At 58.6% G+C, this 24177-nt stretch carries 19 protein-coding genes and 6 pseudogenes; 6 read left to right on the top strand and 19 right to left on the bottom strand.

Annotated features, from left to right (window positions below; all coding sequences use genetic code 11):
• Positions 1-348 precede the first annotated feature (348 nt).
• The 5 genes from VSR71_RS29680 to VSR71_RS29700 form a co-directional block, all read right to left on the bottom strand.
• Positions 349-1401: a branched-chain amino acid ABC transporter permease gene (locus VSR71_RS29680; RefSeq protein WP_231942350.1), complete on the bottom strand. Its 1053-nt coding sequence runs from the start codon at positions 1399-1401 to the stop codon at positions 349-351.
• Positions 1401-2285: a branched-chain amino acid ABC transporter permease gene (locus VSR71_RS29685; RefSeq protein WP_115683885.1), complete on the bottom strand. Its 885-nt coding sequence runs from the start codon at positions 2283-2285 to the stop codon at positions 1401-1403. The genes VSR71_RS29680 and VSR71_RS29685 overlap by 1 nt, the downstream gene beginning before the upstream one ends.
• 238 nt (positions 2286-2523) lie before the next feature.
• A complete protein-coding gene (locus VSR71_RS29690; protein ID WP_115683886.1) occupies positions 2524-3732 on the bottom strand; it encodes an ABC transporter substrate-binding protein in 1209 nt (402 codons plus the stop codon).
• Positions 3733-3807: 75 nt separating this feature from the next.
• Positions 3808-4536, bottom strand: coding sequence for an ABC transporter ATP-binding protein (locus VSR71_RS29695; RefSeq protein WP_115683887.1), 729 nt, complete (start codon positions 4534-4536; stop codon positions 3808-3810).
• Between the two features lie 16 nt (positions 4537-4552).
• The gene (locus VSR71_RS29700; protein WP_373424335.1) at positions 4553-5329 is read right to left on the bottom strand and encodes an ABC transporter ATP-binding protein; all 777 of its coding nucleotides are present in this window, start codon (positions 5327-5329) and stop codon (positions 4553-4555) included.
• Here VSR71_RS29700 and VSR71_RS29705 point away from each other — a divergent pair.
• Positions 5321-5545: a hypothetical protein gene (locus VSR71_RS29705; protein WP_147298468.1), complete on the top strand. Its 225-nt coding sequence runs from the start codon at positions 5321-5323 to the stop codon at positions 5543-5545. The two genes, VSR71_RS29700 and VSR71_RS29705, sit on opposite strands and share 9 nt — an antisense overlap.
• 19 nt (positions 5546-5564) lie before the next feature.
• Here the strand turns inward: VSR71_RS29705 and VSR71_RS29710 are convergent.
• The 3 genes and pseudogenes from VSR71_RS29710 to VSR71_RS29720 all read right to left on the bottom strand — a co-directional run bounded on the left by VSR71_RS29710 (position 5565) and on the right by VSR71_RS29720 (position 8338).
• Positions 5565-5968, bottom strand: a pseudogene (locus VSR71_RS29710) (cupin domain-containing protein).
• Positions 5969-6099: 131 nt separating this feature from the next.
• The gene (locus VSR71_RS29715; protein WP_115683888.1) at positions 6100-6876 is read right to left on the bottom strand and encodes a 3-hydroxybutyrate dehydrogenase; all 777 of its coding nucleotides are present in this window, start codon (positions 6874-6876) and stop codon (positions 6100-6102) included.
• A gap of 70 nt (positions 6877-6946) precedes the next feature.
• A complete protein-coding gene (locus VSR71_RS29720) occupies positions 6947-8338 on the bottom strand; it encodes a GntP family permease (protein WP_115683889.1) in 1392 nt (463 codons plus the stop codon).
• Positions 8339-8590: 252 nt separating this feature from the next.
• On the opposite strand from VSR71_RS29720, the gene VSR71_RS29725 reads away from it, so the two are divergent.
• Positions 8591-10105, top strand: a complete 1515-nt coding sequence (locus VSR71_RS29725; protein ID WP_115683890.1) for a sigma-54 interaction domain-containing protein — start codon at positions 8591-8593, stop codon at positions 10103-10105.
• A 353-nt stretch (positions 10106-10458) separates the two neighbouring features.
• Here the strand turns inward: VSR71_RS29725 and VSR71_RS29730 are convergent.
• Positions 10459-11375, bottom strand: a pseudogene (locus VSR71_RS29730) (DDE-type integrase/transposase/recombinase); the annotation flags it as partial.
• A 94-nt stretch (positions 11376-11469) separates the two neighbouring features.
• Positions 11470-12000 carry a hypothetical protein gene (locus VSR71_RS29735; protein ID WP_231942351.1) on the bottom strand — a complete coding sequence of 177 codons (531 nt, stop codon included), beginning with the start codon at positions 11998-12000 and terminating at the stop codon, positions 11470-11472.
• Between the two features lie 651 nt (positions 12001-12651).
• On the opposite strand from VSR71_RS29735, the gene VSR71_RS29740 reads away from it, so the two are divergent.
• A complete protein-coding gene (locus VSR71_RS29740) occupies positions 12652-13434 on the top strand; it encodes a GH12 family glycosyl hydrolase domain-containing protein (protein WP_115683891.1) in 783 nt (260 codons plus the stop codon).
• 430 nt (positions 13435-13864) lie between these two features.
• Here the strand turns inward: VSR71_RS29740 and VSR71_RS29745 are convergent, their stop codons facing one another.
• From VSR71_RS29745 to VSR71_RS29785, 9 genes and pseudogenes are all read right to left on the bottom strand, one after another.
• Positions 13865-14794 carry a class I SAM-dependent methyltransferase gene (locus tag VSR71_RS29745; RefSeq protein ID WP_115683892.1) on the bottom strand — a complete coding sequence of 310 codons (930 nt, stop codon included), beginning with the start codon at positions 14792-14794 and terminating at the stop codon, positions 13865-13867.
• Positions 14791-16200 carry an STM4012 family radical SAM protein gene (locus VSR71_RS29750; protein WP_306437263.1) on the bottom strand — a complete coding sequence of 470 codons (1410 nt, stop codon included), beginning with the start codon at positions 16198-16200 and terminating at the stop codon, positions 14791-14793. Before VSR71_RS29750 ends, VSR71_RS29745 begins: the two co-directional genes overlap by 4 nt.
• Before the next feature lie 164 nt (positions 16201-16364).
• Positions 16365-16565: pseudogene (locus tag VSR71_RS29755) on the bottom strand (leucine zipper domain-containing protein); the annotation flags it as partial.
• Between the two features lie 109 nt (positions 16566-16674).
• Positions 16675-16887 carry an H-NS histone family protein gene (locus VSR71_RS29760; protein WP_115684032.1) on the bottom strand — a complete coding sequence of 71 codons (213 nt, stop codon included), beginning with the start codon at positions 16885-16887 and terminating at the stop codon, positions 16675-16677.
• A gap of 146 nt (positions 16888-17033) precedes the next feature.
• Positions 17034-17372 carry a hypothetical protein gene (locus VSR71_RS29765; protein ID WP_306437264.1) on the bottom strand — a complete coding sequence of 113 codons (339 nt, stop codon included), beginning with the start codon at positions 17370-17372 and terminating at the stop codon, positions 17034-17036.
• A gap of 63 nt (positions 17373-17435) precedes the next feature.
• The gene (gene istB, locus VSR71_RS29770; RefSeq protein ID WP_012354406.1) at positions 17436-18272 is read right to left on the bottom strand and encodes an IS21-like element helper ATPase IstB; all 837 of its coding nucleotides are present in this window, start codon (positions 18270-18272) and stop codon (positions 17436-17438) included.
• Positions 18269-19769 (bottom strand): annotated as a pseudogene (gene istA / locus VSR71_RS29775) (IS21 family transposase). Before istA ends, istB begins: the two are co-directional and overlap by 4 nt.
• 182 nt (positions 19770-19951) lie before the next feature.
• Positions 19952-20224: pseudogene (locus tag VSR71_RS29780) on the bottom strand (DNA-binding protein); the annotation flags it as partial.
• 250 nt (positions 20225-20474) lie between these two features.
• Positions 20475-20924 (bottom strand): zinc-finger-containing protein, encoded by a 450-nt coding sequence (locus tag VSR71_RS29785; RefSeq protein WP_115683894.1) that lies wholly within the window; start codon positions 20922-20924, stop codon positions 20475-20477.
• Between the two features lie 1532 nt (positions 20925-22456).
• Here VSR71_RS29785 and VSR71_RS29795 point away from each other — a divergent pair.
• From VSR71_RS29795 to VSR71_RS29805, 3 genes and pseudogenes are all read left to right on the top strand, one after another.
• Complete coding sequence (locus VSR71_RS29795; protein WP_231942352.1) at positions 22457-23026, top strand: hypothetical protein; 570 nt, start codon at positions 22457-22459, stop codon at positions 23024-23026.
• 346 nt (positions 23027-23372) lie between these two features.
• Positions 23373-23767 (top strand): annotated as a pseudogene (locus tag VSR71_RS29800) (transposase); the annotation flags it as partial.
• Positions 23768-23996: 229 nt separating this feature from the next.
• Positions 23997-24119 carry a hypothetical protein gene (locus VSR71_RS29805; protein ID WP_269462467.1) on the top strand — a complete coding sequence of 41 codons (123 nt, stop codon included), beginning with the start codon at positions 23997-23999 and terminating at the stop codon, positions 24117-24119.
• The last annotated feature ends 58 nt before the right edge of the window (positions 24120-24177 follow it).

The following is a 24177-nucleotide window of genomic DNA, read 5'->3' on the forward strand; positions in this document are numbered from 1 at the left end:
CGCCGCTCCGCCATCGCCGTCGCTAGAAGCTGAGTCATCGCTGCCTCCGCACGCGAAAATCAGGAAGGCTGGCGGCAGGAATGGCTGCGCCGCGCCATATGCGATGGCGGCGAAGCATGGAAGAATCGAAAGCACGGCTCTGCATGGGAATGTCTCCTCATTGTTATTGATTAATACAAGGCCGCCTCAAGGCTGAGGCGAACCGGCTTGCAACTATCCGGCTCTGATGCGCTGAAGATGATGCGGAGGCCTGCGGGACAGAAGGGCTTTGACCGCTGTAGGTGTCCAGTCTTGAGACAGGCCAGCCGCGAACTGGACCCGCTTTGGCCCCGATCGAGCCCTCGAAACTCACTCCCGCAAGCGCGCGAAGCGTTCCTCTAGCTCGCCCATGACGCCACGGCGGAACGTCAACACACAGATAACGAAAATCGCGCCGATAACCATCGCGACCGACTCGCCCAAGGTATTGAACCAGTCCACGCCCGTGATTGAAGCAAGGAAGGCACCGATATCGCCCAGTTTGTTCTCCAATGCCACGACAACAAACGCGCCGACAATCGGCCCCGACAAGGTGCCCAGGCCGCCGACCAGCGTCATCAGGATCACCGAGCCCGACATCGACCAGTGCACATCGGTCAGGGTTTCGAAGCCCAGCACCAGCGCCTTGATCGAGCCGGCCAGCCCCGCCAGCGCCGCCGACAGCACGAAGGCGGTCAGCTTAAAGCGGTCGACGTCATAGCCCAGCGAGATCGCGCGCGGCTCGTTCTCCTTGATCGCCTTCAGGATCTGGCCGAATGGCGAGTGCACCGTGCGTACGATCAGCGCGAAGGCCGCGACGATGATCACCAGCGCCACGTAGTACAGCGTCAGGTCATCCGACAGCGGCAGCACGCCGAACAGCTTGCCGCGCGGGATGCCCTGCAGCCCGTCCTCGCCGCCGGTGAACGGCGCCTGCAGGCAGATAAAGAACAGCATCTGCGCCAGCGCCAGCGTGATCATCGAGAAGTAGATGCCCTGGCGGCGAATCGCGAGCGAGCCGACCACGTAGCCGATCAGCGCGCCGGTGGCCGTGCCCAGGATCAGCCCGATCTCGGGCGTCACGCCCCAGACCTTCATGGCATGGCCGGCCACGTAGCCGGCACCGCCGAAGAAGGCCGCATGGCCGAACGACAGCAGCCCGGTATAGCCGATCAGCAGGTTGAACGCGCAGGCAAACAGCGCGAAGCACAGCACCTTGAGCACGAATACCGGATAGGCACCCGCCAGCGGCGCAGCGATCAGCGCTAGCAGCAGCAATCCGTACAACAGTTTTTTCTGCACGTCTTGCGCGTTTCCCGCACGCCCCGCTTTGCTTGCAAGATTTGCTTGCGTCGACGGCGTCGACGATATGGATGCGGTCATCACTTCTCCTTTCCGAACAGCCCAGCCGGGCGCAGCAGCAACACGATCACCATGATGAAGAACACAACCGTTGACGACGCTTCAGGGTAGACCACCTTGGTCAGACCTTCGACTACGCCCAGCCCCAGGCCGGTCAGGATCGACCCCATGATCGAGCCCATGCCGCCGATCACCACCACCGCGAACACGATGATGATCAGGTTCTGGCCCATCAGGGGCGAAATCTGGATCACCGGCGCGGCCAGCACCCCGGCAAACGCGGCCAGCGCCACGCCGAAGCCGTAGGTCAGCGTCACCATCAGCGGCACGTTGACGCCAAAGGCTTCGACCATCTTGGGGTTCTCGGTGCCGGCGCGCAGGTAGGCGCCCAGCTTGGTCTTCTCGATCACGTACCAGGTGGCAAAGCACACCACCAGCGACGCCACCACGACCCAGGCGCGATAGTTCGGCAGGATCATGAAGCCCAAGTCGGTCGCGCCCTGCAGCGCGTCCGGCGTCGAGTACGGCAGCCCCGACACGCCGTAGATCGAGCGGAAGATGCCCTCGATCACCAGCGTGATGCCCAGCGTCAGCAGCAGGCCGTAGATGTGGTCGAGCTTGTAGATCCAGCGCAGCATGGTCTTCTCGATCACCACACCGATGGCGGCAACGACCAGCGGCGACAGCAGCAGCATGATCCAGTAGTTGAGCCCGGCGTACTCCATGCCCATCCAGGCCAGCACCGCGCCCAGCATGAAGAGCGCGCCGTGCGCGAAATTGATGACGTTGAGCAGGCCGAAGATGACCGCAAGGCCCAAGCTCAGCATCGCGTAAAAGGCCCCGTTGACCAGGCCCAGCAGGAACTGGGACAGCATGGCGGGTAAAGGGATTCCAAGTATGTCCATGTGGATTGCCGTTTCTGTTAATCGTGGTTGCAGCCCCAATGAGAATTCCAGCGCGTCGGCAGCCCTTCCGGAAGGAGCAATGAAACGCAGGCTCCTTGCGCCGCCGCGGAGTACGAGCGTGGACACGGCGCAGCGCGGCGACGTGCTCACACGCGGGGATATGTTTGCGTTCCCCCCGATGTAGGAGAGGGGACCCGCCCGCCGGCGCATCCGTGAACCGGCTATCCATGCTCTGTACTTAACGCCTCAACAGCGGGCACTTCGACTCCGCCACTGTGCCGAAAGCCTGCTCGCCTGGAATGGTCGCCACCACCTTCAGGTAATCCCACGGTTTCTTCGACTCGGTCGGCGCCTTCACCTGCAGCAGATACATATCGTGAATGGCCCTGCCGTCAGCACGGACATAGGCCTTGGCGTAGAAATCGTTGATCTTCATCTTCTTCAGCTCTGCCATGACCTTGTCCGGATCGTCAGTCTTGGCCGCTTCGACCGCCTTCAGGTAGGTGCTGACCGCCGAGTAGTCCGCCGCCTGCAGACTGCTCGGCATCTTCTTGTTCCGGATGAAGTATCGGCTGGCGAACTGTCGAGTCTCGTCGTTCATGTCCCAGTACCAGCTGTCGGTCATCAGCAGGCCTTCTGTGTTCTTCAGACCCAGGCTGTGGATGTCATTGATAAACATCAGGAGGCCGGCGATCTTCATCGACCTGTTGATGCCAAACTCCTTGGCCGCCTTGATCGAATTGATGGTGTCGCCGCCGGCGTTGGCCAGGCCCAGGATCTGCGCCTTGGACGATTGCGCCTGCAGCAGGAACGACGAGAAGTCAGATGCCGACAGCGGATGGCGCACCTGCCCGGCTACGGTGCCACCACTGGCCTTCACCACCGCGGCGGTGTCGCCCTCCAGCGAGTGTCCGAAGGCATAATCGGCGGTCAGGAAGAACCAAGACTTTCCGCCCTGCTTGACCACCGCGCTGCCAGTGCCCTTGGCCAGCGCAACCGTGTCATAGGCGTAGTGCACCGTGTAAGGCGAACATTCTTCGTTGGTCAGCCGCGAGCTAGCAGCGCCGACTTCCATGAAGACCCGCTTCTTCTCCTGCGCCACCTTGTTCATGGCCAGAGCCGCACCTGAGTTGGTGCCACCCAACAGCATGTCGAGCCCCTGCTGGTCCATCCACTCCCGCGCTTTCGAGGCAGCGATGTCAGCCTTGTTTTGATGGTCAGCCGAAATCAGCTCAATTGGCTTGCCAAGAACCTTGCCGCCATGGTCTTCAATCGCCATCTTGACCGCATCGAGACCGCCTTTCCCGTCGATATCGGCATACAAGCTCGACATGTCGGTGATAAAGCCGACCTTGATCTTGTCGTTCGATACTTGCGCCATGGCGGAGGTAGCCGCCATGGCGGTTATCAGTGCCGACATCGCGGCTGCAAACGTGGTGGTTTTCATAGACTTGCCTCCTGAAGTTGTTGCGGCGGCGTTTCGTGCCACCGTTTTGATGCCGGTTTGCGCTACCGTTGTGATTCAGACCCCGAGCAATTCATGCAGCACCGGCATCTTTGCCTGCAGATCGCCGGCATCGAAGCGTTCGACGATGCTGCCGTGCTCCATCACGTAGAAGCGGTCGGCCAGCGGCGCGGCGAAGCGGAAGTTCTGCTCCACCATCACCACCGTGTACCCCTTCTGCTTGAGCATCCGGATCATGCGCGCCAGCGCCTGCACAATCACCGGCGCCAGCCCTTCCGAGATCTCGTCGAGCAGCAGCAGGTTCGCGCCGGTGCGCAGGATGCGCGCCACCGCCAGCATCTGCTGCTCGCCGCCCGACAGGCGCGTGCCCTGGCTCTGGCGGCGCTCCTTCAGGTTGGGGAACATGTCGTAGAGTTCGACCTCGCTCATGCCCGCGCTTTCACCTGCATTGCCCTTGAGCTGCGGGGGCAGCAGCAGGTTCTCCTCGCATGACAGGCTGGAGAAGATCGCGCGCTCTTCGGGGCAGTAGCCGATGCCGTAGTGCGCGATCTTGTGCGTCGGCAGGCCGATGGTCTCGTTGCCGTTGACCTTGATCGAACCCTTGCGCGCGCCGGTCAGGCCCATGATCGCGCGCAGCGTGGTGGTTCGGCCGGCGCCGTTGCGGCCCAGCAGCGTCACCACTTCGCCGCGGTTCACCGTGAGGTCGACGCCGTGCAGGATGTGCGATTCGCCGTACCAGGCCTGCAGGCCATTGATTTCGAGTGCGGGTGCGTTATTCGTGCTCATCGTGTCGTCCCCCGCTTCAGGGCGCGCCCTGCAGCTCGGCATCGGCCGTGCCCATGTAGGCCTCCATCACGCGCGGGTCCTTCGACACCTCGGCGTAAGGCCCCTCGGCCAGGATCGCGCCGCGCTGCAGCACGGTGATCTTGTCGGCGATCGACGAGACCACGCTCATGTTGTGCTCCACCATCAAGATGGTGCGGCCGGCGGAGACCTTCTTGATCAGCTGCGTGACGCGGTCCACATCCTCGTGGCCCATGCCCTGGGTGGGCTCGTCGAGCAGCATCAGCTCGGGCTCCATCGCCAGCGTGGTGGCGATCTCCAGCGCGCGCTTGCGCCCGTACGGCAGGTTCACCGTGAGCGTGTGCGCGAACTCGGTCAGGCCGACCTGCTCGAGCAGCTCCATGGCGCGCTCGTTGAGCACATCGAGCGAGCGCTCGCTGCGCCAGAACTGGTACGCGGTGCCGAGTTGCCGCTGCAGCCCGATGCGCACGTTCTCCATCACCGTCAGGTGCGGGAACACCGCCGAGATCTGGAACGAGCGGATCACGCCGCGCCGCGCTATCTGCGCCGGCTTTTCCCGCGTGATGTCGATGCCGTTGAAAAGGATGGTGCCGGTGGTCGGCTCCAGGAACTTGGTGAGCAGGTTGAAGCAAGTGGTCTTGCCCGCGCCGTTGGGGCCGATCAACGCATGGATCGAGCCGCGGCGCACCCGCAGGTTGACGTCGCTCACCGCCGTGAACCCCTTGAACTCCTTGGTGAGGTTCCGCGTTTCCAGGATGGTTTCGTTTTGAATCATGTCTCCTGCCTGCGTTGTTTTGTTTTTGCCGGCTTATGTCTGGCACCACCGGCAAGCAATTCGATCCTGCCTTTTACTGCTTCATTTTTTGGCGGCGGATCCGGTGACATCGTCGTTGGTGGGGCGCGCCTGCTGCTGATTCTCGGATCAGCGCAATTCGACTGGCTGTTCGTTGTCTGCGAGTGCACCACAGACATGGCGGATGTGCCGCCCTAGACCTCAGACGATCCGGGCGTCACCATTCTCCTGGTGCCGGTACGGCACACGGCCCTTCCACGCCCACGCTGGTAAACGTGGCAGGCCCGACGACTTCCAGGTATTCCATATCCTGCGAGTAGTCGAAGAGAAAATGGCGGATACCAGGTCGCTGATGCACGCAGTCCCCTGCCTCGACCAACGTTTCCTTATCCTCGTACATGAACTTTGCCCAGCCCTTCAGCATGTAGACGATATGGAAATCGGCACCATGGACATGTCAGCCAGTGCCGGCTTCAGGGGCGCTATTGGCGCGTACCAGATGGGCAATGACTTTGCCGCCGGTATACCAAGGTCGCGATAGACGAAGAAGTCACGCAGGCCATCGCTGGTGAAGGCGGTGTCGGTTGGCTTGACGTGAGAGTACTTGTTTTGCTGATCCATGATGTTCTGCCGTACTCCAAAATGCTGTGATTTGAAAAATTGCGCCACGCATCGCGCAATGGACCCCGCAATTGGAGGACCCATATGCTTGCGCCATAGGCTAGTCGCGGCGTCGGTAGAGAGACATGGCGCTACTGGGCAGTCCAGCCGCCGTCGGCCACCCACGTGGCGCCGCGCACTTCGGCCGCCAGCGGGGAGCACAGCATCAGCGCAAGGTTCCCGAGTTCCTCAGGCGTGACGAACCGGCCGGATGGCTGCTTTTCACCGAGCAGGCGCGCCCGGGCATCGTCTGGAAACAGACCTTCCCTTGCGGCCAAGTCGTCGATTTGCTTTTGCACCAGCGGGGTCAGCACGAAGCCCGGGCAAATGGCGTTGCAGGTCACACCGGTTTTCGCGGTTTCCAACGCGGTAACCTTGGTCAACCCCACCAGTCCGTGCTTGGCCGCCACGTACGCTGACTTGCCCGCCGATCCCACCAAGCCATGCACCGATGCAATATTGATGATCCGGCCCCAGTTGCGCGCGCGCATGCCAGGCAGCGCATACTTGGTCGTATGAAAGCCCGAAGTGAGGTTGATGGCGATAATGTCATCCCACTTTTTGGCGTCAAAGCTTTCGATGGGCGATACGTACTGGATGCCAGCATTGTTCACCAGGACATCCACGGCGCCGAAGGAATCGCGAGCCATGGCAAACATGGCTTCGATCTCTTGAGGTTGACGCATATCGGCCGGGTGATGGATAACCTGAGCGCCAGTTGCCTGGATGGCGGCCATGGCGGCATTCGTATCGCCAAAGCCATTGAGGACGATATTGGCGCCAGCCTGGGCCAGCACCTGTGCGATGCCGAGACCGATGCCGCTAGTAGAACCGGTCACAAGCGCGGTTTTTCCGTTCAGGGTTGTCATAGGAATCTGCTGTAAAAAAAATCGGCACTGCTCGCGCGAAGCCCTTCGCGCATGCTCCATGAGTTGACGCTCAGATTAGCCCGGTCAGATAGAACACCAGGATGACAAAGAAGACGGCCAAGGTCTTGATCAGGGTGACGGCAAAGATGTCACGATACGACTCGCGGTGCGTCAGACCGGTCACAGCCAGCAGCGTGATCACAGCGCCGTTATGCGGCAGCGTGTCCATGCCGCCGCTGGCCATCGACACGACGCGATGCAGTACGTCCAACGGAATACTGGCCGCCTGTGCGCCTTGGATGAAGGTGTCGCCCATTGCCGCCAGCGCAATGCTCATGCCCCCCGAGGCTGAGCCTGTGATCCCCGCCAACGCGCTCACCGAAACGGCGGCATTGACCAGTGGATTTGGAATGCTCTTGAGCGTGTCACCGACAACCAGGAAACCCGGCAGCGCAGCAATCACGCCGCCAAAGCCGTATTCCGAAGCCGTATTCATCGCCGCCAGCAGCGCGCCACCGACGGCAGTCTTGGTACCCTCAGCGAAGCGCTCGCGCACTGCGGCGAAAGCTGTCAGCAGAACGAGGCCAATGCCCAGCAGTAGGGCCCCTTCCACGGCCCAGATGGCGGTCACGGATGCGGTCGGAATGGTGACCGGCTTGGCCAGCCCCGGCAATGCCAAGCTGCTTTGCGTGCCATACCAAAGGGGGATCATCCGGGTTAGCGCAAAGTTGGACACACCGACCAGTACAAGCGGCGCAATTGCCAGCAGAGGATTTGGCAGGTGTGCCGTATACACTGGTTCCGGTTCGTTCAGGAGCGAGGTGCCATAGCCTTCGCCGCGCTTTAGTGCATCACGCCGCCTCCATTCAAGGTAACCCAGGCCAACGATAAGGATGAACAGCGAGCCGACCACTCCAAGTACTGGGGCGGCCCATGCAGTGGTCTTGAAGAACGTGGTAGGTATGATGTTTTGGATCTGCGGCGTCCCAGGCAGCGAATCCATGGTGAATGAGAAGGCGCCAAGCGCGATGGCACCGGGCATCAGGCGTTTAGGGATGTTGCTCTGACGGTAAAGCTCTGCCGCGAAAGGATAGACGGCAAACACCACCACGAAGAGCGAGACTCCGCCATAGGTCAGCAAGGCACATACCGCCACGATCACGGCGTTGGCGCGCGAGCTACCGATATACCGGATCGCGGCGGCGACGATGGAGCGCGAGTAGCCGGACAGCTCGATCACCTTGCCAAACACCGCGCCAAGCAGGAAAACCGGGAAATACAGCTTCACGAAGCCGACCATCTTCTCCATGAAGATGCCCGTAAACGCAGGGGCGACAGCAGAGGGATCCGTAAAGGCCACGGCGCCGAGTGCGGCCATGGGAGCAAACAAGATCACGCTGTAGCCGCGATAGGCGGCTAGCATCAGGAACGCAAGGGCTGCAACGACAACAACAAATGACATGAAGTCTCCGCAAGTATTTTTTTGAGCTTCACGTGTGGCGGGCAGGGTCGGCTGATCGCGCAAAACACGTACCCTCTTTGCGGCAGGGCCGCACTGCGAGGGCCCAGGATCATTGCACCGATCGTGCCAAGCATTTGTGTGATTTATGATGCTCAAATTGTCGCGAATCTTTCCTAAAATTCTCGAACTGTGGAAAATTCGCCGAAAACTGGTCCACTATGAGAGAATCCGTCTCCATACGGAGACATCGAAATGAGCACTCTGCGCGAAGCCAACGACAGCAGCATGCTTGGCAATTTCGATTCCGTCGCCCGGCGCGCGATGGAATCATTGTTCCGAACCTTCGAGAACTTTAGCGAGGGGACGATCGTGGTCGATGCGCACGCCCGCGTGGTATGGATCAATAAGCGGTATGCAGCTCGATTCGGCTTCGAGGATCCGCGGGAGGCTATCGGTCTCGAGTGTGAGCGAGTTATCCCCAACAGCCTGATGCGTCAAGTGGTCGAGACTGGCAAGCCAATCCTGCTCGATATCCTAGAGACCCGGGACGAACCGATGATCGTGATGCGCCTGCCAATCAAGGACAACGATGGCAACACCGTTGGCGCGGTAGGCTTTGCGCTCTTCGACGAACTCAAGTCACTCACCCCGCTGTTCACGCATTACACCCGAGTCAGGGAGGAACTGGTAGCTACGCGCCGTACGTTGGAACAGACGCGGCGGGCCAAGTACACCTTTACCAGCTTCGTCGGCAACTGCCCCGCCACGCTGGAAATAAAACGCCTGGCGCGCCGTGCCGCACAGGCCGATGCTCCGGTACTGCTCCTGGGCGAGACCGGCACCGGCAAGGAACTGCTGGCGCATGCCATCCACGCATCATCGGCGCGCGCGGGGCGGTCGTTGGTCACTCTCAATATGGCGGCCATTCCCGAGACATTGCTGGAAGTCGAATTCTTCGGGGCTGCGCCTGGCGCGTACACTGGCGCTGAGCGCAAGGGACGTGTGGGCAAGTTCGAACTCGCCGACGGGGGCACACTGTTCCTGGACGAGATCGGCGATATGCCGCTGATGCTGCAAGGTAAGCTATTGCGGGTTCTTCAGGAGAAGGAGTTCGAGCCCATCGGCTCGAACCGGATCATCCGCGCCAATGTGCGCATCATCGCCGCCACCTCGGCCGACCTGCCGGCGTTGATAGAAGCGGGCAAGTTCCGTGCGGACCTATACTACCGACTCAATGTCCTGCCGATATGTCTGACGCCACTGCGCCAGCGCCAAGCCGACCTATTGCCGCTCACCTATGCCATTCTGGAAGAAATCTGCACCCGGGCCGAGCGGGACGCTCCTGTCCTAACTCAAGCCGCGCTGAAACTTCTTACCGAATACGCTTGGCCCGGCAACGTGCGCCAGTTGCGCAACGTCCTTGAGCGGCTAGTGATGATGCATGATACAGGCGAGGTAGATGACAGCATGCTGGCATCTCTGCTCGGTGTGCGAAGCGTCCCTGGACCGGCGTCAATGCCGGCCCAAGCCACGCTTCCCGCGGTACCCACGCAGCCACTATCGCAGCTTGGCTACGCCGATGCCACAGCGCAGTTCGAAGCCGCCTACCTACTCCAAGCGCTGGCGGCCAGTTCGGGTCATGTGGGCCGGGCCGCCGCGAACATCGGCATTAGCCGCGCCGCCTTTTACAAAAAGCTGGTCGAACACAGGAACGCAAGCCGCTTGCCAACGCCACCCCAATCGGATCTATGGAGTTCGAATGGTTGAGCCAGCTTGAATTAGCGGCTAAGCAGGCGCCAATACATCTCACGACAATTTTCGTTGGTCTTTACCAGTTGCTGGATCTTCGAGACCTCCTCGAGAATGAACGCGCCAAGGATTTCGGGAGTGCTCTTTTTCAGGCTGAAGCCTTTGTCCGATAAACGGGCGAGAGCGCGGAATCGGCGAGCACCGCTGCCACCTCCGCATTCACCCAGTCGAGGTTGGACGACGTAGTGCTCGCCGACGCGAGCAGGGCAAATCCACCAATAGCAACTGAAAATTCTGCAGCCCCGACTTGGCCAAGGTTGGTAGTTGAGTCTTGAGTCTGGATTTGCACCCCGGACACGGTCACACCCGTAGGTTGATAAGGCCATCGCACGCCTGAACTCGCGCGGGGGAGCGGTAATTCAGGGCGCTATGGGGGTACTGCTCGTTGTAGTGCTCAAAGGCGATGACCCGATTGCGAATTCGCAGTCTCGGCATCAGGCTTGGACATGAAGATGAAATAGTCGCGATTCTTCATGGTCTTCACAAAGCTCTCGGCCATCCCGTTGCTCTGTGTGCTGCAAACAGGTGTGGTCAGTGGTTTCAGGCCAATTTCCGACGCAAACGCCTTGGTCTTGTCCGCCGTGTAGCCCGACCCATTATCGGTCAGCCATTCAATGTCCGTCGGCGTCTTCAGCGCGTTTCCAAAGCGATTCTCGACGGCGGCCAACATCAAGTCGCGGAACGCGTCGCCACTATGCCCTCCAATGGTCGCCGCCCAAGTCATCGCCTCGCGGTCGCAGCAGTCCATGGCGAACGTCGCGCGCAGCGACTCGCCATTGTCGCAGCGGAACTCAAAGCCGTCAGAGCGTCACCGCTGGTTCGTCCTTTGCTACCGCGACTTTACCCTCATGCCTGCCTGGTTGCGTGGCGGTTGCAGCAGGCGGCCATGCACTCGCATGACCCGATAGACCCGCTTCGCGTTTTCGGGAGGCGCGCTACGATGCTCTCTGTCCAACAGGCGCTGTAGTAGTTCACGGACTTGCTTGAGCGCGTCGCTCAGCTCCGATGCCGGCACGACTTCTTCACCGACGCTGACCTCCGATAGGCTGCCGTCCTGGTCCCCTTGCGCCTATGAAAGAACTGATTCGGGAAAGAGCTGATTCGGATTGACACCATGCTCGCGCGCCACCATCGACACGGTCCCACCCGCCTCGCAGCTCTCGCACACCATCACGAGCTTCTCGTCCGGCGACCACCACCGCCGGCGGCGCTCTGACCCCGTCAACAGGCATCCGGCACGCTCGCCGCCGCAACGCCGCACACCACCAGTAGCGGGGACAGGCAGAGCCCCATTTTTCCTGTCGGCGACATCTGCTTGGCCGTCACGGCAAATCGGATGTTTCTCCGGAGCAGCCCGGAGGCTGGTTGACATGAAGGCTAAGAATCGTGCGATCACGTACTGCTCGCTCAAGAAGAGCGAGTTGGAGCTGCGCCCGAGTTCCAGATGAACAGTATGGAAAAGAGATAATACATGCAAAACCACAACAGGAACGCGTTGAGCGTCGACGCGATCGGCAGCCCGCCAACAGGAACACCGCCGGCGGCGTGATGAAGAAGACAAGCTTTTGCCAGCCATCGAAGAAGAACAGCGTCGATGCCAGATAGTTCAAGCGCGGGTAGCCAAGCTTGTGCATACGGATTGCGGTGTGGACTTCCTCGGTCGGGTTTCCGTGGCAAAAGCTTTCGATCGGCGCGACTGCCGAGCAGCGTATCACTGCGCAATTGCCGTAGAAAATGCGGCGTTCAGCGCGTCCTTGCCGCGCTGGATTATCTTGAAGAACTCTCGCACCGGCATCTTTCCCAAACGATGATTGAATGAATCGATGTTGAAAAAACTCGTGAGGCGTTTGCATGAACGCGACACGCTCGTTTTGAAAATAGCCGATCGCTTTTAATCAGGAAATCCTTGCGCGAAGCGTGGTCGGCGTCAAACATAGCAATGAGTTCGCCGGTGCTGTGTTGCAGCGCGCCATTTGAGATTGCCGGACCACAGATCCGAAATACGTCGCGCAACGTTCTTGCTCGTGCGGAAACTGGCGTCGAATTCGGGCCGCACAGCCTGCTGCGAACACAACTGACATACTCACCCGGTCAGTTGGACATTGCTGACGGTGTTTTGAACACCATCCCTGGCCGGGTATAAGAAAATCCTTATGCGAAATTCGGAAAAATCCGATAACATTTTCCGCGGGGTGGGATTAGTATCCCTATTGGGATTAGTCAGGCCCCCGTGAGTTGATGTATGTCTCCCCCAACAATGCGTCCTTTATAGCGCCCGACTTCCCCGTCGGGCGTTTTTTTAACGTCTGTGTGCGAGTGTATGACGCCGCATTAGATGGCATCACGGACACGCTAGTGCCAACTCCGCTAATGGAGAATCAGACACGAAACCGTTAAACAGTCGCATGTCCGCGTCAGCGAACTCACACGAGATCAGCCCATCTTCCCAAAACTCGAACGCCTTACGGATTCCAAATTTTTTCACCGACAGGAATTAAGAAGATATGCCAAAATTTCTGACCATATTGGGACGCCTTACCTCCCTGATGCTGATGCTCGGATCCACCGTCGCGCAGGCTGCAACATGGTCTGCAGGTTCGCCTTCAACTTCATCCTGCTATGAGCCTACTCTTTTCGCGCGTTGGAACTACGAGGGGTATACTTTAAACAATGACGTATGGGGGCCTTGCAGCGTTCCTCCAGTCGCAGTTGGTCCGCAGTCCATCTGGGCTAATTCAAATTCCGACTGGGGTGTCACATCAGACCAGCCGAACACGAACGGCATAAAGTCCTATCCGCACGTCGAATACTTTGTCAACAAGCCTGTCAGCTCGCTGAGGAAGCTTACTGCCACTATCTCAGCTACCACGCCTGTTGTTGGTGCATGGGAATCCACGTTGGATATCTGGGCCGACGCAAAACAGCACGAGATCATGGTCTGGCTGAACTACACGGGCACCTCAAATGGATGCGGTAATGTGAAGCCGATCTCATATAACTGGACTTCTGAAGGTTGCGCGATTCCACTCTACAGCAACGTTCCGCTGTCCGGTAGCACCTGGAATGTCTATGTTGGTAGCAACGGCAAGAACCACGTCTATTCTTTCTTACGCACAGCGAAGACCAACCACACTACGATCGACGTGCTGGAGATCATGAATTACTTAAAGTCGCTGAACTATTTTCATGACGTGGTTGTCGGCGAGATCCAGTACGGTTTTGAGATTACATCATCGGTCGGTGGGCTGAGCTTCGTGTCTAAGGACTTCGCCGTCACCGCTGAGTAATTCTGGGGCCGCCTCAAATCTGAAGTGTAACACCTTGCCATTTGGTAAGGTGTTGTGAATGCCGAAGAAGAAGTACCGGCAACTGCGGTCCGCCCATGTTCATCCCAGCACGCCGGCACAAACATTTTGTGTCGAACGCAAAACATCACCAATTAATGATTGGTGTTCACGCCGAGCTTGTGCATGGCAGAGATTTTTGCGCGCTGATGGTTTTGATACAACGTTTCAGCGCCTCAGCCGTGTCAATATTGATTCGCGGCCGGGCGGCCGCCGGTGCACGCACAATGCAGACAGCATTCGTCCATGTCGGCCCGTGACACAACTTGGCACCACGCAGTTGTTCGACAACCTATGCTACGGCGAAGCCGTCGTCATAGTCCCTCACCCCACACTCTGGGTAGCACCGTGGTGATCCCAGCGCATGGCTGGATTATTCCGTAGGATAGTTACTAGAGTTCCGCAACGAAACTGGTGACGTAAAATACTCGTATTTACCCGTCAAAATACTCTGTGTGAATTGGAGCCCGTGTTTCCCAAAAATCCACTCTTCAACCACATAGTTACCCGTCATTTCCGTAGGAGACATCATGTTCCACCCTGGCATTTCAATCCGATTGACGTGTCTCGGACGAACACCCATCGACTTGACTGTGGTAGCGTCGGTTCCAAGAGGTATACTGTCGAACAAAATTAATGGAAGACTGTCGTTGTTCGAAAGATCGACCTTCCTCAATCCGAGCCGCTCGACCGAGTTTGTTTTTCTTGAGAGAAACTTCTCAACGGCATGCACATGCGTCGGAATACCCGGATGGGAATCCCACTTCGCGTAGAAGTCGGAACGAAGAATCTGCCAGTCCGAATATTGCGAGTCGAGATCGCCTCGGTCAAACGAATTGGCATGTCGACACTCGTGCGGAACTGGATAGCGAGGAATTCCAATAAACGATGTGAGGTTGTGAAATCCGCCCGGCTTAGTCCGTTGCTTCATTTCCCGGAGCAAGGGAATCCACACGTCTTTCGTCACGAAATGTAGCGATGAGTGCGCCAAAGCTAGGTCATAATCTTCATCCGGTACGAAATCCTCGATTCGTCCCTCGATCACATCGATGTTCAACGAATAACGGTCAGCAATAGAACGAAGTTTCTTGACGGCGCTCGAGGAAAGTTCCAAGGCAGTCACCTTGTGTCCCCTGAGCGCAAGAAAGAGCGCATTTCTGCCTTCACCACATCCCACGTCTAAAACAGTCGAGTTTCGTGGTAGAAACTCTTCAATTTCAAATACCTCAACGCTCGGCCCGCCCATCGTCCACACTTTCGCGTCCGAATAACCTTTTTCCCAAAATCGCTCACTGTTCGTCATCGTGGGACATACCTTTCTTCCAAGGTCTTCACATGGTTCGAGAAAAGATGGTGCGCGACCAAATTACTGTATTTGTATCCTTTCTTGGTCAATCGAATCCTTTCATTGGACGGTGGCTCGATACACCCCTCCGCCTCGAGTGCATCAATCACTTCCGGAAAATCAGAATACAGATTCCGGCCGAACTGTAATGAATAGTATGCCTTCGAGAGTTGGTTCAACGTAAGGTTGAGGATGAAATATCTCAAGCGCTCTTCGTAAGCATCAAGAACAATCCCGTATCTCACCATGCTATGTTCGGTGATTTCTAGGTTCAAATAATCTTCAATGGCCTTGCTGACCTCCTTGAGGTCGACTGCGTAGTCGAAGCTGTAGTGGCATTTTCCGTTGTAGCTTCTTGCGCCTGCTCCGATTCCGATTAGCGGAACGCCGAGAAAGTCGGAAGTCTCTTGGGCATACGCGCTAGTATTCTCTGGCAGATGGGTAAACCTAGTGAAGGACTCTTGTCGGTACCCATTAATTTGCATAAACTCCACATTACTATCGTAAATTGCATATTTGTCTTGGTCGTCGATGTATCGCTCTGGCTTCAATCGCTGTTGCTTATAAATGGCTGTGAGAGGTCGGCTAACTGCGGAATAAAGTGAGATAGTCGGTGGCCCTAATGAAACGATGTGGCGAAGGGAATTTGCCCAGCTTTCGTAGGTCTGACCTGAAAGGCCGTAGATGAGATCCAGATTGAAATTTTCGAAAAACTTTTGGATATTTTCTATCGCAGAGATTGCTCTGGAAACCGGGTATGGACGACCACTGGCCTTCAGTTCAGCGGAATCCATGGTTTGGATGCCCATACTGATTCGGTTCACGCCTTGGCTTTTCAAGAAACCGAGAAGTTCCTCGGATATCGAGTCGGGCGAACCTTCGACACATAGCTCAGCGGAGGACGAAATATTTTTGAATCCATGTTGAATTGATGAAAAAATCTGCTCGAATTGTTTTTTCTTTAGAATAGTCGGTGTTCCGCCACCAAAATACACGGAAACAACAGTCTTCCTTCCGGCGTACGTCGCATAAAATTCGATTTGATCACATATCTTATCAACATAATTTTGTATTACGCGCTCTGTATGTTGGGTCGTTAAAAATAACGCACAATAGGTACACCGATATCTGCAAAATGGTATATGGATATATATTGAAACTGGGCCGCGCTCACCGGAGCGCCATATTTCCGCAATGCCGATATTATGTAGATCTTTATATGATCTTTTTGATGGGTAACTATATACATACGACTTTAAGTGATTGTTGCTTATAGAATGTCGAATTAAATTCGCGAGTTGCCGCATGCTTTTCTCCAAGTAGAACTGCTGGACGGGAGAGAGTGCCCTACCGCCGTCGTCCATCTGCTGCGAATCATATGCATGGTTTCAACTCTAGGGTTCATGCCACGATAAAGCCAATCCGGCACCCTAAGGTAGTTATATAGAAATAGACAAACCACCTCCCTTTGATATAAGAAAGAACTCGCTGGCGCTCACATTGGCCACACCCCAAGTAGTTGGGGGAAGGAAAACGCCCCGCGGGACGAAGCGTCGGCCAACGCCGGCACGCCACCTGCCAGATTAGCGGCCCAGCCACTTGCGAGCCGCCGGTGCTGTATCGCCATGGCTAGCGGCTGCTTCGAGCACACTCAGGCCATGTTCGGTGATCTCTTGGACCATCTCGAATCGACTGGCAAAGGTGAGTCGGAATTCTTATGGGTGTTCATCCCGCTGAGCTCTTGGAAGTCTGGGTGTTTGGCGACTTCCCGTTTTTTAGACTCAGTTCGGATGAACCAGGGATACAACATATTGAAGCTTCACAGCTAGCCGACCAAACTAGTAGACTTGGTAAAATTCCACGGTCTGCCCCGCATTGACCGCCCGCTGCAGCCCGTCGGGCACCTCGCCGGTCCCGTCCCAGCGCTGTCCCGCGGCGTTGCGGTAACAGACCTCAGGCGCCGCCGCCGGTGGGGGCGATGGCGGCGCGGGCGGCGGATCGAAGCACCCCGTCGCTGTCAGCTCCTCCATGGTCAGCCCGTAGTCGGCCATCTCGGCCTGGATCCAGCGGATTGCCGCCGCCCCGGACCCGGAGTGCTTCGCGCGCCAGAAGAGCAAGCGTGCCACCGAGAAACTGCGCACAGAGCTGGCGGCGGCTACCCATGAGGCGCGCGACGTAGCTGTGGCGCGGGCCTAGGTCAGCGCCCGGCTCGAGGCCCAGGTCGCTCGCACAAGGCGCGGCGCTCGCTGGCCTCGGTCCGGTCCTGGGCAATGGCGACCTGCTCCCGAGCGCGCTCCAGCTCCGTCGAGAATTGGTTTCGCAGTTCCTCTAGCTGCCGGGACGCGCCCTCCAGTTCCGCGCAGCCCGCCTCCAGCCGCGCCTGGGTCGCGGCGGGGGCCTGCCGCTCCGTAGCCAGCGCCGTCAGAGTTTCCTCGATGGTTTGACGCGCGGCCGCTGCGGCTTCCTCACACGCGAGTGCGGTCTCGGCGTGGAAGACGCGCTCGGCCTCGGCGCGCAGCGTGCTAGATAGCGTCAAGCAGGACGGCCGGTCCAGCGACAATCATTTTGGCCGGTTGGCCGGGATGATTGTCGGTGAGTGTTAGGTCATGGTTGTCGCTCCGTTATCGATGTCGCGGTGATTGTCGTTGTCGCTGGATGATTGTCGGCGGCGAGCAGACTGCTTGTCGCTTGCGGTGCGCCGGCGGTAGCTTTCGACGTTCATTTCAAAGATCGTCGAATGGTGGACGAGTCGGTCAATCGCGGCGATGGTCATGCCGGGGTCAGGGAACACGTTGTCCCAGCCTGAGAACGGCTGGTTGGCCGTGATCAGCAGACTGCGCCGCTCATAGCGCTCGGCGATCAGCTCGAATAGGACACTGGTTTCGGCCTGGTCCTTGCGGGCGTACGACAGGTCGTCCAGGATGATCAGGTCAAAGCGGTCGAGCTTGGCCAGGGCGGCAGGCAACTGCAGGCTCTGCCTGGCTGCCTGCAGCTTCTGGACGATCTCGCTGGTACGCGTGAACAGTACCCGGTACCCAGCGTCGATCAGGGCATGCCCGATGGCCGATCCGAGGTGGCTCTTCCCACCGCCCGGCGGGCCGAAGATCAACACATTGGCACCTTTCTCCAGCCAGGAATCACCGCTCGCCAGCGCCATCACGTGCGCCTTGGAGACCATGGGCACTGCACTGAAGTCGAAGGCAGCCAGCGTCTTGGTTGGATCCAGGCGGGATTCGGTTCGGTGTCGTTCGATACGCCGCTTGGCCCGTTCGGCCAGTTCGTGTTCGAGCAAGGCGCCAAGCAGCCGGGTTGCCTGCCAGCTTTCCTTGTCGGCGCGCTGCGCGAACTCTGGCCAGAGCCGGCCAATGGTGGGCAGGCGCAGTTCGTTGAGCATCAACGTCAGGCGGGCGGCATCAATTGGGAGCGGCGCGTTCATGCTGCGCCCCCCTGGCCCAGCAGGGCGTCGTAGCAACTGGTCGCCGGCATCTGGACATGGATGACGGGGTGATCGGCTTGCCGCGGCGAGAACTCCTCGCGCAGCGCTTCCAGATCCGGCAGATCACCATCGCCCAACATGGCTTCCAGGCGCACGGCCAGCACGGCTTCGATACCGTCCATGGCCGCCAGCTCAAGCAGGCCAACCATCGTCTTGCACGCGTCGCGTTGCGACAGCCGGGCATCAAGCCGCTCCCAGGTTCGCCGATAGGCCTCCCGAGGGAACAGATCGTCCCGGAACGCCAGGCCCTTGAAGGCCTGCGGCTTACGTTTGAGCCCCTCAATGAAGTGCCGATAGTCGATAGCGCGGCGGGTGCTGTGCGCGGCGTGGGAGCCCCGAGGAGTGCTGAACACCATGGCTCCGGACAGGTAGCAGTCCAGTCGGTCGCCGTACACACGCACCTTCAGACGGTGACCAATCAGACGGGACGGCGCGCTGTAGAGGATGCCGCGCACGGTGAATGTGCTGCAACGGGTGACACGCGCTTCCTCTTCGGCAAAGTCCGTCGTGCGCCGGGGTGGCAGGTCCGTCAACTGCTCGCGCTCGAGACGGAACGCCGCTGCATGACGCCGGTTACGACGCATCACGACCTCGCGCAGGAGCGCCTCATAGGCGGCTCGATCCTCGAAGTCCCGGTGGCCGCGCAGCATCAGTGCCTGGTCGACAGCCTCCTTCAGATAGCGGTGGGATGACTCCACACTGCCGTTCTCGTGGCCCAGGCCGCGGTTGTTACGGGTGCCGGTCATCCCATAGTGGTCCAGCAGGGCTTCGTAGCGCGTTGTGAAGTCCTCCTGCTCCTTCAGGTTCTTGAACGCCGCCGAGAGGCTGTCGGTGCGATGTTCTCGCGGGCAGCCGCCGGCCTGCCAGAGCGCGTTCTGCAAGCCCGAGGACAGCGCCTCGAAGCTCTCTCCGCCTTCAACCACTTGGGCGTACTCCCAGCGAGAGAACGCGAACACGAAGTGATACAGGCGGTGAGGGAATGGAACGCCGGAGATGGTGATGCCCAGCGCCTGCATATCGGTGAAGTCCGACAGTGCCCGGATCCCCGGCGCGTGTTCCTGTGGGAAGAAGACTTCTTTGGCCGGCCCAGACACAGCCCGCCACTTGCTGATGCGCCGTTCGAGCGTGCGGCGCATGCTGTCATGGGTATTGGTCGGGATGGTCGTCCTGGAGCTTGCGCAGAATGGTGATGGCTTGCAGGCGCGGCTCGCTAGCAAGCATCGGCACGACCTTGGTGTCCCAGACCTCGACGAATGGATCGGGCCGCGAGCGCCAGTAACGGCGGGGCTTCTGCGAAGGCAGTTGGCTATCACGGTCGATACGCCGGGCACTGCGCACACTGATGCCGGCCTTGGCAGCGGCAATCTCCTGGGTATGCTGTTTGCGTTTGGACATGTAGAGGCTAACCTGTTGGTCGGTAATACGGGTTCCAGACATGGACTGACCGCTTATTGATGCGATCAGCCATCGTAGAACCCGGCCAACTCGGCGCCGCCGGTGGCGGAAACTTTCCGGCGGCTACGCCGCCTCCGAGTTCCCGCCACCGGCCAAGATGTTTGTCGCTACGCCGGACAAAATGATTGTCGCCGCCCAGCGTGCCCAGCTCGCAGGCGGCGGCCCTCATTGGCCGCCTTCCAGCTGGTCTGCACCACCCCGGCCGCGATGTCCTTCAACGCCTGTGGCAGGTCGGGATGTTCGATGGTGACGCGGGTTTGCCCGAGCAGTTCCTGCCAGACCCCACTGCAGCACCTCGGCGGGTATTCCCATGCTGCACACCAGCTGATAGAGCTTGTTGGCGGTGGGCGTGATGCCGTAGCGAAAGAACAGCGGGCCGCAGACTCGCGGTACAGCGCGCGAGTTTCGGGGAAGCAGCGTGGACCCGGACGCGGAATTGGGGGTCATCAACGTGATCATCCGGCCTACCGTGCTGGAGCGTTTTCGCAAGGATCCTGAGCGCGTCGTTGGTCGGCGTCCATGGGCAGTGGCAGTGCGAGCGCGAGGTACGCCAGCTGATTGCCCAGCGCGTGGTGGACTTGTCGTGGATGCCGGGCCAACTCGACACGCGGAGCCGGAACTTTTGCCCACGGCTCCGTGCAAACGAACCGCAGCCCCCCTCTTGGGACGGCATTCACCTCGCCTTGTTCAAGTGAGCCGATCCGCTCGTCTGGAAGCCTGAAATTCCTCAACGTATCGGATCGCCTGCTCGCATTGTTCGAGAGACAGTGCATGAATGCTTGGCGTCGCGACCTCCAGACCAAGCGATGCAATGAGCCATTTCATGGCTTTTCCGCGGGCCTTGAAGGCATTGACACCGTCGCGGCGCATCTTTGCCGCGACCAACGGTTCGAGCGCATCGTAGAGTTGGCTCTTGCGCTCGCGCAACGCCGCGTTGGCCAGCCGACCCAGCGGCGTGTTGTGCTTGCTGCGGGCCCATACGCCAATCCACGCCTGGCACAAAACGCAAATCCAGACCGGGCCATGGTCTTCGAGGTAGGGGTAGGTGCCCTCACCCGCCCGGGCAAGCGTCGCCTTGGCGCCGCAGTTGTCGCAGACAGGCTGGGGAAGCGCAGGAATCGGGCGGCCAACGCGCATTGCCGGGACCTTCGCAGTACAAGTTGAGGAAAAAGGGATTCTACGGGATGGGGCGCCGCTATGCGGCCAGACGGTGCTAGTAGTACGGTTACCTGCCGTCATCGAGGATGGCATCGACAGCGGCCAGATTCTTGGCGTCGGGATGCAGCAGGGCTGCCACGTGCTCAGGCTTGGTTGGGACGGGTCATGGCCTTCAGCAGACACTTCTTCAGACGGCTCGTCGGTAATGGCGGCGAACGAGTAAAGATCGGCCTCATCCTCTTCCCCTTTGCTGACCGACCACAGGCACGCCTGCGGTTGCGGTCTTAGGCACCAAAGCGCGCTGCTTCTAGCTAGGGTACAGATTGCGGATCGGCGGTGGATATTCGAACGCCAAGACGGCTTGCAGAGTTCCGCGGGAATTGATGATGAACACTTCAATCAGCACACGACGTCCCTCTCTATCCACGCCACTGACATGGTAGTAAGACCGACCCTTCCACTCCACTAAGCCAACCTCGAGCGGCAATTCGATCCCTAACCGATGCGCATACCCAGTTAACCGAGGATCGAATGCAAGGTCATCCATATAGCTCATGCCGGTCATTCTGTGATTAGTGACCAGGCTATTTTTCCACATATATATGTCGGCTCGCATTTCATAAGTGGTCTCCGCAGCGTGGATTCACTTTAGGGAAGAATCCTTCAGCCCTGACTCTGGACGCCCAACGCGAACCGTTTGGCGGGCTCGGCAGCCCGAGCCATGAAATGCAATCTGTACTGGTCGCGGCGAATCGAGGACAGCACAGCGGGCGAAGTTCGGCCAGCGATGGCGTCATGCTTCCGTATGGCCGCCCCTGTTCTTTTCCCGAACTAGAGTTGGTCCAAATTGCCCGATTCGCTCCAACAGGCATGCGCTGACAAAAGCGGTCCGATGAGCGCGCCGAAGGGGTGCTTCTTGTCGACTGGAGAATCATGGCCCAATGCTCCTGTGGGGACCTGGCCGGGAGTGCGGGCGACCGTGGCCGGGCATGGGCGATCCCCGCGTGCTCTACGAGTTTGCCCTCCTATATAGCCTTACTGTGCGACTTCATAGCACTGACATGAGCAGATAGTCGGTGGCTTGTCATCACAGATTTCGATACACTGCGGTTTAGTAACAAAAAGCGTGCCAGCACCGAGGCGGTCAAATAAGCAATCGTGACGTCGGAAATTCGACAAAGCAAACGAATTATGTTGGCGTTCTTCCAGCATTCCTAACAACATCGTTTCGAATGACTGTGCCGATTCTTGCCGCAGATGTGAGAATAAGGTACCGTGGCCGCCCAGTCCATAGTCTCAGCCGCACTATTTCCGTTTCCCTCATTCTCAATCCTCTCTGCGCCTAGATCGGCACCTGCTTGGTTGAGACGTCTGTGGGCGAGTCAAATCCAAGCTGAACCGTTGCTATCTTCGGGGATGGGCCCCTTATCGTGGGTCCGCGTAGGAGCGTCTTTCAGAGCGCTGCGCCAGTTTGGCATAAAGTTTGCGGTTAGCGGACTGAGGCAAAGCAGATGAGGTATTCCGACCCTTTCGTTAGAGGGTTGGTGGTCACGATTTTAGCAAGAGGATCATCAACCTCAATCCTTGCTTTATTAGTCACTGGACATTGCCCAAGGCGCTCTATAGAAATGAGGCATACAAATATGTGGACACATGATAAAAATTTCAATGATACTGATAAGTTGATCGACTCAATGGCGGAAACGATGAAGGCGTTTTCGCAGATATTCGCAACTTTCTGCCAGCCAATTTTACCGGGCTGGTTCGCAACCAATAGCACTACCAACAATTCAATCACTATCAACAAGGAGAATAGCTCGGATCCGGATATGGAGCGTGAAATCACGCGTGATCACAGCTATGGAAGCCAAATAGGCAGAGTAATTGATGCACTCGCCGTTCTCGTCGAACAACAGCCAAAGGACGTAAAGGAATCCCCGAAATTGCAAGGCCTAATGGACCTCAAGAATAGCATTAATAAAATCAAAGGTAGGACTTTGCGTGCAAGGCTAGGCAAAGCTGGAATGAGCCCTGACACTTATGCGAATTTAATAACTAAGATTTACAGTTCGAAGTCATAATGGGAGTGGCGCCGCGCCGCTTCAATTGCGTCGGAGAAAATCGCAGTTCGCGCGCGATTACCGCCCTGCATGCATATTGTCACCCCGTACCCCGACGTAACGTGCGCCAACGCACATTGCGGGTGCTTGCCTGTCGACACATATCGGCTGTTCGTGCTGCTGCCGGTCCGCTACTACAGCTTGCGCCGGCGTCGACCGAAGCCGACGTCGAAGCGCGCGGTCTTCCTGTTATGATAGGGCTTCCTCATAGCCAGCCAGTTCGAACGGTCCCAGACTAGGGACATATCCAGGTGACGCGGACAGAGACCGTCCGAGTTACTGGCGAGCGCGCCGAAGCCGGGATGCCTGGAGTCGGGCGAAGCTTGACAGCACAGCAATGGCCGCCCCGAGCGGCGAGCATACCGGGCCCAACCGAACAGATCGCGGCAGACTAGGCAGCAAGCGCCATCTCATCGTAGATCGGCGAGGCGTTCCTCGGGCACTAACTGTAATCGGTTGCAATCGGCACGACTCGGTTGTCCTCGAAGACTTGGTCGATGCAATACCCGCAGCATGCCGTGGCATCGCGAAGAACGACCGCCTCGGCAAACATCGCTGGCTTGTTGGTCGCATGCACGCCTGGGGCATGCCGGGCTCGGCAAGCTGCGTGCTCGCTTCGAACGCCGCCTCGACATCCATGTCCCTCACCTTACGCTAGTGTGCGCTATCGTCTGCTCGCGATTCGTCGAGAAGTTTTGTTAGCCGCTCTTAGCCACGCGATCACAAATCGGCGATTTGGCCCCTCTGCTGCTGCGCAGGATGGCGATCGCTTGCCTCCTGCGAACAAAGCGGTTACTGTGGACGACCGGTGTGCTCCCACAGCGCCTGTTGCACCGATACATCCCTAGCGGTTCGCGTTCTCGCTTTCCTCCGTGGTGCAGGCCACGGATCAGCAGTCGCATTTCCCTTTTCGCTCTCAAAGGAGGACGACATGCTAAGTCCGCACGAAATCGCAGCTCTGCTGCTGCTCGGTGATGCTCCGGACATTCACGATCTCGACCCCGAGCAACTGGATGCCTTGTTGCAACGCAAGCTCGTAACCATGGGAGGGTAGGAGCAGGCCATTGCTGGCCCACTCCCCCCTAAGAACCGTACGTGCGGGTTTCCCCGCA

The organism is Cupriavidus oxalaticus (assembly GCF_038900635.1).
Classification (GTDB): Bacteria; Pseudomonadota; Gammaproteobacteria; order Burkholderiales; family Burkholderiaceae; genus Cupriavidus; species Cupriavidus oxalaticus_B.

Excerpts from the sequence above, each read along its gene's own strand:
- VSR71_RS29795 (WP_231942352.1), top strand. The coding sequence starts at position 22,457 with ATGAGGTATTCCGACCCTTTCGTTAGAGGGTTGGTGGTCACGATTTTA.
- VSR71_RS29805 (WP_269462467.1), top strand. The coding sequence starts at position 23,997 with ATGCTAAGTCCGCACGAAATCGCAGCTCTGCTGCTGCTCGGTGATGCT.
- VSR71_RS29745 (WP_115683892.1), bottom strand. The coding sequence starts at position 14,794 with ATGACGAACAGTGAGCGATTTTGGGAAAAAGGTTATTCGGACGCGAAA.
- VSR71_RS29715 (WP_115683888.1), bottom strand. The coding sequence starts at position 6,876 with ATGACAACCCTGAACGGAAAAACCGCGCTTGTGACCGGTTCTACTAGC.
- VSR71_RS29720 (WP_115683889.1), bottom strand. The coding sequence starts at position 8,338 with ATGTCATTTGTTGTTGTCGTTGCAGCCCTTGCGTTCCTGATGCTAGCC.
- VSR71_RS29760 (WP_115684032.1), bottom strand. The coding sequence starts at position 16,887 with ATGGCCGACTACGGGCTGACCATGGAGGAGCTGACAGCGACGGGGTGC.
- VSR71_RS29695 (WP_115683887.1), bottom strand. The coding sequence starts at position 4,536 with ATGAGCACGAATAACGCACCCGCACTCGAAATCAATGGCCTGCAGGCC.
- istB (WP_012354406.1), bottom strand. The coding sequence starts at position 18,272 with ATGAACGCGCCGCTCCCAATTGATGCCGCCCGCCTGACGTTGATGCTC.
- VSR71_RS29735 (WP_231942351.1), bottom strand. The coding sequence starts at position 12,000 with ATGCAAACGCCTCACGAGTTTTTTCAACATCGATTCATTCAATCATCG.
- VSR71_RS29700 (WP_373424335.1), bottom strand. The coding sequence starts at position 5,329 with ATGATTCAAAACGAAACCATCCTGGAAACGCGGAACCTCACCAAGGAG.
- VSR71_RS29685 (WP_115683885.1), bottom strand. The coding sequence starts at position 2,285 with ATGGACATACTTGGAATCCCTTTACCCGCCATGCTGTCCCAGTTCCTG.
- VSR71_RS29740 (WP_115683891.1), top strand. The coding sequence starts at position 12,652 with ATGCCAAAATTTCTGACCATATTGGGACGCCTTACCTCCCTGATGCTG.
- VSR71_RS29785 (WP_115683894.1), bottom strand. The coding sequence starts at position 20,924 with ATGCGCGTTGGCCGCCCGATTCCTGCGCTTCCCCAGCCTGTCTGCGAC.
- VSR71_RS29680 (WP_231942350.1), bottom strand. The coding sequence starts at position 1,401 with ATGACCGCATCCATATCGTCGACGCCGTCGACGCAAGCAAATCTTGCA.
- VSR71_RS29750 (WP_306437263.1), bottom strand. The coding sequence starts at position 16,200 with ATGGACGACGGCGGTAGGGCACTCTCTCCCGTCCAGCAGTTCTACTTG.
- VSR71_RS29725 (WP_115683890.1), top strand. The coding sequence starts at position 8,591 with ATGAGCACTCTGCGCGAAGCCAACGACAGCAGCATGCTTGGCAATTTC.
- VSR71_RS29690 (WP_115683886.1), bottom strand. The coding sequence starts at position 3,732 with ATGAAAACCACCACGTTTGCAGCCGCGATGTCGGCACTGATAACCGCC.